11 protein-coding genes are annotated in these 13,929 nt (G+C 33.7%); 7 read left to right on the forward strand and 4 right to left on the reverse strand.

What is annotated here, in order from left to right:
- Positions 1–93: 93 nt before the first annotated feature.
- The 7 genes from C1X07_RS20355 to prfA all read left to right on the forward strand — a co-directional run bounded on the left by C1X07_RS20355 (position 94) and on the right by prfA (position 10,100).
- Positions 94–1,581, forward strand: coding sequence for a carboxypeptidase regulatory-like domain-containing protein (locus C1X07_RS20355; protein ID WP_103071890.1), 1,488 nt, complete (start codon positions 94–96; stop codon positions 1,579–1,581).
- 152 nt (positions 1,582–1,733) lie between these two features.
- Complete coding sequence (locus C1X07_RS20360; RefSeq protein ID WP_103071891.1) at positions 1,734–2,912, forward strand: AIR synthase related protein; 1,179 nt, start codon at positions 1,734–1,736, stop codon at positions 2,910–2,912.
- A 53-nt stretch (positions 2,913–2,965) separates the two neighbouring features.
- Positions 2,966–3,289 (forward strand): cupin domain-containing protein, encoded by a 324-nt coding sequence (locus C1X07_RS20365; protein ID WP_103071892.1) that lies wholly within the window; start codon positions 2,966–2,968, stop codon positions 3,287–3,289.
- Positions 3,290–4,043: 754 nt separating this feature from the next.
- Positions 4,044–5,153, forward strand: coding sequence for a hypothetical protein (locus C1X07_RS20370; RefSeq protein ID WP_103071893.1), 1,110 nt, complete (start codon positions 4,044–4,046; stop codon positions 5,151–5,153).
- 136 nt (positions 5,154–5,289) lie between these two features.
- Positions 5,290–6,849 (forward strand): peptide MFS transporter, encoded by a 1,560-nt coding sequence (locus C1X07_RS20375; protein ID WP_103071894.1) that lies wholly within the window; start codon positions 5,290–5,292, stop codon positions 6,847–6,849.
- Positions 6,850–7,032: 183 nt separating this feature from the next.
- Entirely contained in the window at positions 7,033–8,838 is a 1,806-nt protein-coding gene (locus C1X07_RS20380) for a carboxypeptidase-like regulatory domain-containing protein (protein WP_164914211.1), read from the forward strand.
- 185 nt (positions 8,839–9,023) lie between these two features.
- On the forward strand, positions 9,024–10,100 hold the full coding sequence (gene prfA / locus C1X07_RS20385; RefSeq protein WP_103071896.1) for a peptide chain release factor 1: 1,077 nt from the start codon (positions 9,024–9,026) through the stop codon (positions 10,098–10,100).
- A gap of 71 nt (positions 10,101–10,171) precedes the next feature.
- On the opposite strand, the gene lgt is transcribed toward prfA, so the two are convergent.
- The 4 genes from lgt to folE form a co-directional block, all read right to left on the reverse strand.
- On the reverse strand, positions 10,172–11,098 hold the full coding sequence (gene lgt, locus C1X07_RS20390; protein ID WP_103071897.1) for a prolipoprotein diacylglyceryl transferase: 927 nt from the start codon (positions 11,096–11,098) through the stop codon (positions 10,172–10,174).
- A 121-nt stretch (positions 11,099–11,219) separates the two neighbouring features.
- Positions 11,220–11,474 carry a membrane protein insertion efficiency factor YidD gene (gene yidD, locus C1X07_RS20395; protein WP_164914215.1) on the reverse strand — a complete coding sequence of 85 codons (255 nt, stop codon included), beginning with the start codon at positions 11,472–11,474 and terminating at the stop codon, positions 11,220–11,222.
- Between the two features lie 25 nt (positions 11,475–11,499).
- On the reverse strand, positions 11,500–12,996 hold the full coding sequence (gene cysS / locus C1X07_RS20400) for a cysteine--tRNA ligase (RefSeq protein ID WP_103071899.1): 1,497 nt from the start codon (positions 12,994–12,996) through the stop codon (positions 11,500–11,502).
- Between the two features lie 40 nt (positions 12,997–13,036).
- Positions 13,037–13,714 (reverse strand): GTP cyclohydrolase I FolE, encoded by a 678-nt coding sequence (folE, locus tag C1X07_RS20405; RefSeq protein ID WP_103071900.1) that lies wholly within the window; start codon positions 13,712–13,714, stop codon positions 13,037–13,039.
- Between the last annotated feature and the right edge of the window lie 215 nt (positions 13,715–13,929).

Raw genomic sequence — 13,929 nt, forward strand, 5'->3', positions numbered from 1 at the left:
ATGAAATCGGAATAACCTAGAAATAAGTACACATAGAGTTGTTACTTGTGGTTGTATAAGATTTGATGAATCTCTTAAAAGTAAAATAGACACATGAAAGAATTTATTATAAGAATAATAAGTGTTTTTGTAATTCTGGCTACAGCTTCTTGTAGTGAAGATACTATTGATTCGGCAGGTTTAGGATCTGTAAAAGGAAAAGTGGTAAAAGTAGGAACAAATGAACCTATAGAAAATGTAAAAATATCTACAAACCCATCTTCAAGTACTGTGTTCACAGATGAAGATGGTGTTTATAAATTAGATAATGTACCCTCTGGAGAGTATTCTTTATCCGCCCAAAAAGAAGGGTTGTTGGCCGTTTTTAAAGGGATAACTGTGCTTTCAGATATAGAATTAGAAGTTGTTTTAGAGATGGAAGTAGAAGCTGCTGGAAATCGTCCTCCCGTTGCTGCAACATTGGTTACACCAGTTGATAATACTATAGATCTTCCGTTAGAAGTTAAATTAATATGGACAGCAAGTGATCCGGATGAAGATAATCTTACTTACAAAGTAAGTTTAAGAAATGAAAACAGTGCAGATGTAGAGGTGTTTGAAGATGTAACTGATACTACCTATACCGTTTCTGGACTTTCGTACAGTACCAAGTATTTCTGGCAGGTAATTGCTAGTGATGGTATTAATCCCGAGGTCAATAGTGCTATTTTTGCTTTTAAAACAGCAGGGCCACCAAACAATAGAATTGTTTTTACAAAACTGGTGGGGGACAATAGCGTGATTTACTCATCAGATGAGAGTGGAGGCACGCAAATCCCTCTTACTTCTACTTCGAAAAATAGCTTTAGACCTAGAAGAAATGTAGCTACCAAAAAAATCGCCTTTTTACAATCTATAGGATCGCAAACCCATTTGTTTACAATGAATGAAGATGGTTCACAAGTAAAACAAGTAACTTCTACTGTTGGAGTATCAGGATTTAATCTAGAAGAAATAGATTTTTCCTGGGATGCAGGAGGAGCAAAACTCCTATTCCCTAGTCAAGATAAATTATATTCTATAAATGCAGACGGAAGTGGTTTGAGTTTGGTATATCAAACAACAGGAGATTTGATTACCGAGGTTGATAAGAATGATAGTACAGGAATAACGGTCTTAAAAACTAATGATCATGATGGATATGCAGTACAGATTTTTACAATTGACGGAGGAGGCGCAGTACAAGATGTAATCCTTACGGGGCAAAATGGAGCAGCAGGAAGTGTTAATTTATCTGTAGATGGAACCAAATTATTATATAGTCGTGATATGTCTGGTTCAGAAAATATAAATTATCGACAATTAGACTCTCGTATTTTTATTTATGATTTTGGAACAACAGTAAGTACAGACCTGTCAACAGGTAGATCCGCAGGAACTAATGATCTAGATGCTAGGTTTTCGCCAAATGAAGCTAGTGTGATTTTTGTAAATACATCTAATGATGGTATCTCTGTTAAAAATATTCAAACAGTACCAATAGGTGATCTGGATACTAGAACGACAGTATTAGAAAATGCCGAAATGCCTGATTGGGAATAATTTAATTTATGATTTTTGTTTAGATAATTTGATTAATTATTTCAGAGTAAGTTCATAATTCTACGTTGTCGATTTAGAGTTGCATAATTCATACAACGTAATTCGTAATTCGTAATTAATTAAATTATCTTTGCGCTCTAATTTTCAATATCATGAGCGAAGAAGTAAGTAAACGCTATGCGCAACGTGGAGTTTCTGCATCAAAAGAAGATGTTCACAGTGCAATTAAGAATATAGATAAAGGATTATTTCCAAAGGCATTTTGTAAAATTGTTCCCGATTACCTTACAGGAGACGAAGATTACTGCCTGATTATGCATGCAGATGGAGCTGGAACAAAATCTTCTTTAGCTTATATGTATTGGAAAGAAACAGGAGATGTTTCAGTGTGGAAAGGTATTGCCCAGGATGCATTAATAATGAATATTGATGATCTATTATGTGTTGGGGCAACAGATAATATTATGTTATCATCTACCATTGGAAGAAACAAAAACTTGATTCCGGGAGAAGTGATTTCTGCAATTATTAATGGAACAGAAGAGTTGCTGGCTGAGCTTAAAAGCTTTGGAGTAGAGATTCATTCTACAGGAGGAGAGACTGCTGATGTGGGTGATTTGGTGCGAACGATTATTGTAGATTCTACTGTAACTGCCCGAATGAAACGCCAAGATGTTATTGATAACGCAAATATAAAAGAAGGAGATGTCATCGTAGGGCTAGCTTCTTTTGGTCAGGCTAGCTATGAAAAAGAATATAATGGAGGAATGGGAAGCAATGGCTTAACCTCTGCGCGCCACGATGTGTTTAGTAAGATTTTGGCAGAAAAATATCCAGAAAGCTTTGATCCATCGGTTCCTTCTGATCTGGTATACTCTGGTAAAACAAACTTAACCGATGAGGTGACCGATTCTCCTATCGATGCAGGTAAATTAGTATTGTCTCCAACAAGAACATATGCACCTATAATTAAAAAAATACTATCGCAATATGATAGCAAAACTATACATGGGATGGTACATTGTAGTGGTGGTGCACAAACTAAGATTTTACATTTTATAGATAACCTTCATATCATAAAAGATAACTTATTTGATGTTCCACCTTTATTCAAACTAATTCAGGAAAACTCAGGTACCGATTGGAAAGAAATGTATCAGGTGTTCAATATGGGGCATCGTATGGAACTTTATGTGTCTCCCGAAATAGCAGAAGATATTATTGCAATTTCTAAAAGTTTTAATGTAGATGCCAAGATTGTAGGTAGAGTAGAGGCTTCTGAAAAGAAAAAACTTACAATCAATAGTGAGTTTGGAACTTATGTATATTAAGTTTTGATAGTAATTAGATAATAATAAACGAATCAAAAATAACTGAGAACAGTATGATAGATCTTTCAAAAATAGAAGAGAAAGAAGTAATGGAAGGCTTTAAAGGAAAGTTTATTCATACCGAGAACAGTACGCTTGCCTTTTGGGAAGTAAAAAAAGGATCGATTTTACCACTGCACTCTCATATCCACGAGCAAACAACACAAGTTTTAGAAGGTAAAATTGAATTAACTATAGATGGTGAAACAAACATCTATGAAAATGGATTTGTAGCAGTTATTCCTCCAAATATTCCACATAGTGGTATAGCATTAACAGATTGTAAAATTTTTGATACGTTTAGCCCTGTAAGAGAGGATTATAAAAACTTTGTTTGAGAAACTCTTAATTTTACTAATAACACCTCTGTATATAAGTTAAAAATGGAGTGGTGAAAATGTAAAAACGATATCTTTATTTGAAGATAGATAATTCGGAATATTTTTTTCTTAGTAATTCCAGTTTTGGATTGATGTACTTTTTGCAAAATGGTTTGTCTGGATTATTTTAGTAATAATCAAGAAGATCTGCCCTTGAAGATTTAAATTCTCGAAATCCTAAAACCTTAGTAATTATCTGATGAGTATACTCTTTTTGAAGTACCCCTCCTGGCAAGGGGTATCCCCCATATCGTGAGGGTTCTTTTTGATCCCGAGGTGGTTCGAGCTGATACAATCACGCTTCGAACTGATATTTTATCGCTTCGAGTTGATAATTTGACAATTACTTTTGATAAAGTATCGCTTCGAGCTGATATTTTATCGAATATTTTTGATACGTTCACCCTTCGAGTTGATAATTTATCAACTCGAAGAACCATTTTATCAGCTCGAACCACCTATATAGGTGGTTCGAACCGTCTTGGGATCAACTCGAAGGGTGAACGTATCAGCTCTAAGTACCTATAAAGGTGGTTAGAATCTTGATTGTATCAGCTCGAACCACTTCTGGATCAATTCAAAAGACCATTTTATCATCTCAAGCCATCTAAGTACCCCAAATACCATAAAAGCCCTTTAAGATTTCAAAATAAGACTATGTTTGTTTTTAAAGATATATGTAAATTGGTCACGGATTACTAGAAACACCCATATGTCAGATATTACTAAATTTTACAGCCTGGCGCATATATGTATCGCCTCGATAGGAGGAATATTATTATTGGCTATATGGTATAATATTAGAAAACGTTTCAAACAATTTTTAGAAGAAGATGATTCGCAAAAAAGAATAGATAAAGGGCTGTTGTATCTTAGTTTAGCCCTTTTTGTATGGGTGTTTTCGGGAACCTGGATTTACATGGCAAATCTTTTTTCTTTTACAGACACTATTATTTATGATGTTGGATATAGCTTTTTCTCTGTTTTAAATACCTTGGTTTTATTATTAGCATTATTCTATTTTGATTTTGCTCCCGGTTTTTTATATAAGAATAAAAAAAATACGATTATTCTTACTGTCTTGGTAATCGTAGTTTCTGTAATAACTTTTGTTCTGATTCAGAAATATAAAGATGCTCCTGTGGCAAACGGAATACGATTAAGCGGTATCCCTGATTTGCTGTTATCCTGTTTTTTGACTTATTTGTTTATAGTCTCTTTTTATAAAACATTTATGAATCGAGGATTGAAGTTGGTAGCAGTAATATCGGTATTAGCTTTTTTGCTTATGTTGGGGTCACAGATGCCAGATGTATTTGTGATGATGGATAATGTATTGTATGGTCATCTTATTAAGATCATAGCAAAAACAACATTTATTTCTATCTTTCTGGTATTGGCAACAAGTTGGGTGATTCAATTGGCGTTAACTCCTAAGCCTAGTGAAATGACAATCAAATTTATGGATTGGTCATTGGTGAAAATAACAATTCCTTCTAAAGAAATTTATGATAAAACAATCGATTTTGGATCCAAAACTACCCAGTATAAAAACTTATTGAAGTTTGCCATAAAACGAAAATATGAAGTAGGAGATGGACAGTATTTATTAGTAAGTTCTGGAGGAGAAATAAAAAGCCAAACGTATCTGAGTAGAATCATAGAAAATATAAACTCTATACTTCAATTAGAGTCGGTATCGCAGTTAGAACGAAAAGATATGTTTACTTTTATTGGGCATGGTAAGTACAGGCTTAGAGTAATTCCCGAAAATATAGATATTGACAAAACATTACTGGAAGAATTCAATAAAACTTCATAAAATATAGATTGTAATTATTTGTAACTACCCGTGAGAGCGTAACAATTTGATATAAATTGCTATTTTTTAGAACTTCTCTTTTAGTTATTCTGAAATTATTAATGTTTTGTGTTTAATATAAATTTAAACATAGAACATGAACTCAAATCAAACCATTGCTGGTAAGCAGGAAGTATTCGGACACCCCAAAGGATTATTATACCTGTTTTTTGCAGAGTTATGGGAGCGTTTTTCGTTTTATGGAATGAAAGCTCTTTTGGTGCTGTATATGACCAAACATCTTTTGTATTCTGATGATAAATCTTTTGGTGTAATGGCGGCGTATATGTCGTTGGTATATGTTACTCCTATGATAGGTGGTATTATAGCCGATAAGTACATGGGATACAGAAAATCTATAATCTTAGGAGGAGTGCTAATGGCTGCAGGGCATTTTTTTCTTACGATAGAGACTCCTGTGTTTTTTTATGGATCCTTAGCATTAATAATTGTAGGGAATGGTTTTTTTAAACCTAATATTTCTACTATGGTAGGATCATTGTATAAAGAAGGAGATGGAAGAAGAGATTCTGGATTTACAATTTTTTACCTAGGAATTAATTTAGGAGGGGCAATAGCGCCTCTGATGTGTGCATGGCTTGCAGAATTATATGGATGGCATTATGGGTTTTTATTAGCTGGTATCGGCATGTTGGTCGGGCTTATCGTCTTTAAAAGAGGAACACAATTAGAGGTGTTTGGAAACAAAGGTTTGGTTCCTGATCATAAAAGTTATCATAAGAAAATGTTTGGGCTTAATAAAGGTGATCGAATTTGGTTTATGGCCTGGTTATCGGTTCCAGTGTTTGCATTAATAGTGCGATTTAATGAATTTGAGCACTACCTGGTATGGGTTGCCTCTTTGTTTTTGATAGCGTATATAGCATATATTTTGACCAAAGTATCTATCAAGGAACGAAAAAGATTGATAGTAGCAGTATATTTCACCACATTATATGCTTTGTTTTCGGCTGTATTTGAACAAGCTGGTAGTTCTCTTACATTGTTTGCCGATAGAAATATAAACCTTGTAGGAATCAATGCTGCTCAAACTAATAGTATTAATTCTACCTGGATTGTCTTGCTGGCGATTCCTTTTGCGATGTTATGGACATTTTTGAGTAAGAAAAAAGCAAACCCCAACTCGGCTATTAAGTTTGGTTTAGGAATGTTGTTTCTTGGATTAGGGTTTTTGGTTTTTGGACTGTCTGCAAATGATGTAGATCAATATGCAAGAACCCCTATGTTTTATATGGTTGTCGGGTATCTTATTTTGACAGTAGGAGAATTGTTTTTGTCACCTATTGGACTTTCAAAGATTACAGAGTTATCACCGATAAAATATGCTACATTTATTATGGGGGTTTGGCTTTCTGCTAATTTCTATGGTCACTTTTTTGCAGGAAAAATAGCAAAACTTACTACCGTAAAAGAAGGAGAAGCCAGTGCATTCTCAAAAGGTATTTTTGGAACTATAAGTGAAACTGTTACTGGGTTGTCAAATACCGTAGTCGAAGGAAGTAATGCTGAAGCTTTTCAGCAATTATACTCATACGTATCCGTGTATGCTAATTTTGGAGTCATCACGATTGGAATAGGTATAATAGCAATACTAATCTCACCAATTATTAAGAAATTAATGGAAGGTGTACATTAGATTTGTTCAGTTAAAGTTAAATTTCTGAATAATATTTAAAATGAAACTCATCCCTGAAATAAATTAACATTGTTGTGGCTTTGATTATTAGTGTTTTGAATAGGTTGAAATTGTTTTGATATGATGCTGTTTTTTAAAAAAAAGTCTTATGTGTATGGTGTGCTTTATATAACAATTTTGTGTATGTTATCAACTCAGTTTGTTATTGCTCAAACTATTGTCTCGGGTAAAATAGTTAACGAAAGAGGCGAGCCATTACCTTTCGTACATATCAAACTAGAAAACAAAAGTATTGGCACTATATCAAATGGTTTTGGACTATTTAAACTAGTGACAAATTCAGATAATAAGAGTGTAAGTGTAGTTGTTTCTACTATAGGTTACAAAACAAAAAGGGTAGATTTAGAGAAAGGATATCACATTATTTCATTGGATCAAGATATTACCGAATTAACCGAAGTTGTTTTAGTTCCTAAAGATCAGGGAAAACAACTCATTCAAAAAGCTATACGTGCTATTCCGAATAACTATCCCATAGAAGACGAGCAGCATACCGGATTTTTCAGGGAAATCACTACCTGGGAAAACCAAGAAAATCCAATTTATATCGCAGAAACAGTAATAGAATCACACAAAAGGTCCTATGTCTCTGCGCATAGGTCGGGAGATGTAAAGCTAATAGAATTTCGTAAATACGAAAGCGAGAAATTAGATTCTCTAAGAATGCGAATTTTTGCTGGGGGTCATCATATACATAGATTTGATATTGTATCAAGAAGGGAGGCTTTTTTAAGAAATCCTGATGGTTATAAATATAAAATTAAAGATACTTTACGGCAATATGGTAAAGATGTTTATAAGATTTATTTTGAAAAGAAAAATAAAATATCCGGACATGTTTATGTTATAGACTCTTCTTTTGCTATTCTAAAAGCTAATGTTAAACAACACTCATTTTTTGGAGTATCTGGGAAAAGTCGTCAATTTCTAGAATATACAGTTACTTATCAGTTGGGGGAGGATAAGGTGTGGAGGTTTAATCACTCGAGGTACAATACAGCTTTTAAAATAAGAGGAAGGTTACTTAACTTAGATAGTAGGTATGTAACCACAGAAACTCAAATCAAAAAAGCTAATATTCCATACTTAGAAAAGCTACAATTTGGGGATATTCTTTTGAATGAATCGAAAGAATATAATCCCAACTTTTGGGATAATTATAACATTATTTTACCAGATGAACATTTTGAGAGCTTGTTTAAAACTATTGATTATACGAATAAGTGCAATGACAAAAAACAAAAATTTAATTTGATAAGTTTTTTGAGCCGCTTTAAGAACGAAGTTACCCTTAATTGGACATCAATTCGCACTACTCCTTATAAATTAACTTATGATAATTCAATTTTAGATATCCAACAGGATAGAGTAGCTTCTGAAAACAATTCTTTGGGCTTAGCACTTACATTTTTTTATCAGGTCAAGCCATATTTTTCTGTTGGCTACGCTGGTGAAGTTAAAATTTCAAAAACCGGAATTACTGCACATGATCTGGTAATGGCAGGTAGTTTTAACGTAAACCCAAATAGAAGACCAATCTTTATCTCTCCTAGGGTGAATTTGGGTTATCAAAGATTGGATTATTTTATCGGAAATTATACTGCTGAAGAAGATTTCAAAATTAGAGGAAAATCATTTGATAGTGATAAAATTGATCTGTTTATTTCCCAAAGAGGCTTTCGAATAGAGCCGGAAATATCTTTAATAGTAGAAAAAAGTCGAAAATTAAGCTTTTTAATGTCTGTAGGATGTAATTTTCAATTAACTGAAAAAAAAGGAATGTTATTTCATGAAAAGGAAGGGTTTTTACTTTTCCGAAAAAAGGCATTTCTTGAGAATGGACAGCAAAATCTTTTGATAGAAACAAATCAAAGAGGGGGGTTAAAAAACTCTATATCTATTAGAGCAGGTATTTCTTATAGACTTTAATTTTAGATTAAATTCAAAAAGTAATTTATAAAAGGAAATAAATGATCTAATAGTAATAATTAGGGTCACTTTTGTCGCTTTCCTTGCATTTAGTTATAAAATTAATTTGTATTCGTTCTTGTCTGTATGAGCTTATGACAAAAAAGCTTACTTTTGTAAATTCTACAGATTAGGACGAATACACTATGATTGATAAATTAAATATTGTAAAGCAAAGATTTGACGAGGTGACTGATTTAATCATTCAGCCGGATATCATTGCAGATCAAAAAAAATACATACAGCTTAATAAAGAGTATAAGGATCTTAAAGCACTTATGGATGTGCGAGATACTTATATAGAGCTTACTGGTAATCTTAAAGAAGCAGAAGAAATTATTGCAGATGGTAGTGATGATGAAATGGTTGAGATGGCAAAGATGCAATTAGAAGAAGCCAAAGAAGAACTGCCCGCCCTAGAAGAAAAAATTCGTTTTATGCTAGTGCCAAAAGATCCTGAAGATGCTAAAAACTGTGTAGTAGAAATTCGTGCAGGAACTGGAGGAGATGAAGCAAGTATTTTTGCAGGTGACTTATTTAGAATGTATACCAAATACTGTGAAGGTAGAGGGTGGAGTACAAGTGTAGTTGATCTTAATGAAGGTACAAGTGGAGGATATAAGGAGATTATTTTTGAAGTTAATGGAGAAGATGTATATGGAGTTTTAAAATTTGAAGCAGGAGTACACCGTGTACAGCGTGTTCCTCAAACCGAGACACAGGGGCGTGTACATACCAGTGCTGCTACTGTAATGGTGTTGCCAGAAGCCGAAGAGTTTGATGTAGAGTTGGATATGACAGAAGTAAGAATAGAAAGAACAACTTCTACCGGACCAGGAGGACAATCGGTAAATACGACATATTCTGCAATTAAATTACATCATGAACCTACTGGGATGATTGTAAGCTGCCAGGATCAGAAATCATCACATAAAAATCTGGAAAAAGCATTGAAAGTATTGCGTTCTAGGTTGTATGACATGGAGCTAGAAAAGAAACAAGCAGCAGATTCTGAGAAACGTAAAAGTATGGTGTCGTCTGGTGATCGTTCTGCAAAGATTAGAACCTATAACTATCCTCAAGGACGTGTGACTGATCATCGTATTGGTTTAACATTGTATGATTTAGGAAATATTATTGATGGAGATATCCAAAAAATTATTGATGAGCTACAATTGGTAGCTAATACAGAAAAATTAAAAGAATCGAACGAGATTTTTTAAAAACATAATTGATTACCATAAAAAAAGACCGATGTATTTATACACCGGTCTTTTTTTATGATCTTTTTTGGCTATTGTTCTATTTTTTTTCTTGACTGTATTACAAAAAACACACCAGTAATAATAAAAGGTATACTTAGCCATTGCCCTGTTGATATTAGGCCTAAGGTTTTCTCAAAACCTCCCTGAGTTATCTTAACGTATTCTACAATAAAACGTACAGTGAATATTAAAATCAAATACATTCCGAAAAGGAATCCACGATTATTTCGTTTGTCCGTTTTCCAATAGATTAACCACAGAATAAAGGATACAAATATGTATCCAAAAGCCTCATATAATTGAGCTGGATGGCGATATGGGATAGCTTCTAATAAACCTGAGAATTTAGGGTTTTCTACTATAGTAGAATATGCCTCATTAATGTTTTTGATACCAGTTTCTCTAACCGCTTGAGTTTTACTTAATCCATCTCGAATAAATTTTACTCCAAAAGCAGAATCCCCAGATTCTTTACCAATAATTTCTGAGTTAAAGAAATTTCCTAATCTAACGAAAATCCCTCCAAATGCAGCAGGTATAGTAACTCTATCCAAAACCCAAAGTGGGTGTTTGTTTAGTACTTTTTTAGAATAATAGTACATTGCAATTATAAAAGCGATAGCAGCACCATGACTCGCTAATCCTTGGAAGCCTATAAACTCAAACTCTGGTTTGAACCTAAAAGGTAAAAGGATTTCTAAAAGATTGTTCTTGTAATAACCCCAATCGTAAAAGAATACATGACCTAGTCTGGCACCCAATAAAGTACCTATGACGGCATATATAAACACAGAATCTAATTTCTCCATCGAAATATTCTCTCGGATATATATTTTTTTCATTAAATACCATCCTAATGAAAAAGCTACCACAAACATTAGGCTGTAAAAGCGAATAACAAAAAAGCCAAGGTCTATTCCTTCAGTAGGGTTCCAGATTATTTTTGAAAATATCATGCGCAAGTTTTATTTTTTCGGAAGTAAATATAGGTATTTATATGAGAAACTAATTATTCTAAAAACACAATGAAAGAGTGGATAATGTATTGCTATATACAATATAGCACTCTTTCATGTGTTATTTTGTTTTTTTGCTCGATTCCTTATCGATATCGGGTACTGGGTCATAACCACTACCTCCCCAAGGATGACAACTAAAAATACGTTTTGTGGCTAGGAAACTTCCTTTGATCAAACCGTGTTTTTGTAATGCCTCAATAGTGTAATGAGAACAAGTTGGGTGGTATCGACATGTCGCTGGGGTTAGGGGTGAGATCAAGTTTTGATACATCTTCACCAAGGCGACAAACGGGAATATTAAAATTTGTTTTATAGTTACTTTACGAGTCAATACTATTTTAATTTAATGAAAAGCTAGTGCCTTCTCGACTATCTTTAAGTTGGATTCCGATTTCAAGGAGTTCGTCTCTAATCTTATCACTTGTAGCAAAATCTTTATTAGCCCTTGCTTCTGCTCTAAGGTTGATAAGTAATTCTACAGCACCAGAAAGCTTATCGCTTATATTGGAGGAAGTCTCATTAATATCTACTAATCCTAATACATCAAAAACAAAATCATGCATTGTTGCACTAAGTAGCTCAAGATCTGCTATAGAAATAGTTGCATTCTGTTCTTTAACTGTATTGATGAATTTAACAGCATCAAATAACTTGGCAATTAGAATAGGACTGTTAAAATCGTCATTCATGGCGTCATAACATTCTTGTCTCCATAATGATACATTAAAACCATTGGTGTCTTGACTTGTAGTCAATTTATCCATTGCTTGTATTGCATCTAATAATCGAAGAAAACCTTTTTCTGAGGCTTCTAATGCGTCGTTAGAAAAGTCCAAAATACTTCGGTAATGTGCTTGAAGCATAAAGAATCTAACTATAGAAGGATCAAAGGCTTTATTAAGAACGCTGTTGTTGCCAGAAAATAATTCTGCAGGCGAAATAGTGTTTCCTGTAGATTTAGACATTTTTTTGCCATTTAGAGTAAGCATATTAGCATGCATCCAATAATTTACTGGTGTTTGTCCACATGCAGCTTCTCCCTGGGCAATTTCGCATTCATGATGAGGGAATTTTAAATCCATTCCTCCTCCATGAATATCAAAACGTTCTCCTAGATATTTGGTGCTCATAACAGTACATTCTAGATGCCAACCAGGAAAACCGTCACTCCATGGAGATGGCCAACGCATAATATGCTGAGGGTCTGCTTTTTTCCAAAGAGCAAAATCCTGAGGGTTTTTCTTGTCACTTTGTGCAGATAATTCACGGGTATTAGCAATCATATCCTCAAGGTTACGACCGCTAAGCTTGCCATAATTATTGGTTTCATTAAATTTTTGTACATCAAAGTAAATCGAGCCATTAGATTCATAAGCGAAACCATTGTCTATGATTGTTTTTATGATCTCTATTTGTTCTACAATATGACCGGTAGCCGTAGGTTCGATACTAGGTGGAATAGCGTTGAATTTGGACATGACCTTATGAAAATCTAATGTATATCGTTGTACAATCTCCATAGGTTCCAGTTGTTCAAGCCTAGCCTTTTTTGCTACCTTATCTTCGCCTTCATCGGCATCATTCTCTAGGTGACCTGCATCTGTAATGTTTCTAACATAACGAACTTTGTAGTCCAGATGTCTTAGATATCTGAATATTAAATCAAAAGAGATAAACGTACGGCAGTTTCCTAAATGTACATTACTATATACTGTTGGACCACATACATACATACCTATATTGCCTTCGGTAATAGGGGTGAATGTTTCTTTTTGTCCAGAAATAGAATTGTAAATCTGTAATTCTTGAGTTTTATACAACGGAGCTGCTGCCATAATTAATAGTTATGCTTAAGATTTATATTTCAAAATAAAATTAAAAGGTGGTGTCTAGTTTGATGTAATCCAAAAATTCTCTTCGCACAGAGTCTTCTTTGAATTTACCTCCAAATTCACTTGTTACTGTACTGCTTTCTATATCTCTGATCCCACGAGAATTAACACACAGGTGTTTTGCATCGATTACACATGCTACATCTTTTGTGTTTAATACTACCTGTAGATCCTGTACAATTTGCATTGTAAGACGTTCTTGTACTTGTGGGCGTTTGGCGTAATAATCGACAATACGATTCATTTTGGATAATCCAACCACAGTGCCATTAGAAATATAGGCTACATGGGCTCTACCGACAATTGGTAATAAATGATGTTCGCAAGTAGAATATACTGTGATATTTTTTTCTACTAACATTTCTCCATATTTATAATGATTTTGAAAAGTAGAAGCATCTGGTTTTCTTTGTGGATGAAGACCTGAAAAAATTTCATTTACAAACATTTTTGCAACACGCTGTGGGGTTCCTTTAAGGCTATCATCTGTTAGATCTAATCCCAGGGTTTCCATAATACGTTTTACATCTTCTTTAATCAAAGTAATTTTTTCTTTATCACTAAGTTTAAAGGCATCTTCTCTAAGAGGAGTAGTTGCGCTAGTAGCTACATGATTATCACCTAGCGCTTCAATAGCTTCGAGGGCCTTGTCAATTTTCACACTTCAAAATTTTATAATTTATCAAAATTCTTTCCAAAAAAGAATAAAACCAAAAATGAGGTTGTTATAAACAGCTATCTATAAAAACCTTACTTCGTTATCCTTTTTGGACATAACTAAAAAAATATTAATAATACCTTCTTAATTATGGGTTGCAAAGATACGATTTTGTTGTTTTACTTAGTAAAAGCTATGTTAAACAATTCATGATGTTA

Origin of the sequence: Aquimarina sediminis (assembly GCF_002895435.1) — a bacterium.
Taxonomy (GTDB): Bacteria; Bacteroidota; Bacteroidia; order Flavobacteriales; family Flavobacteriaceae; genus Aquimarina; species Aquimarina sediminis.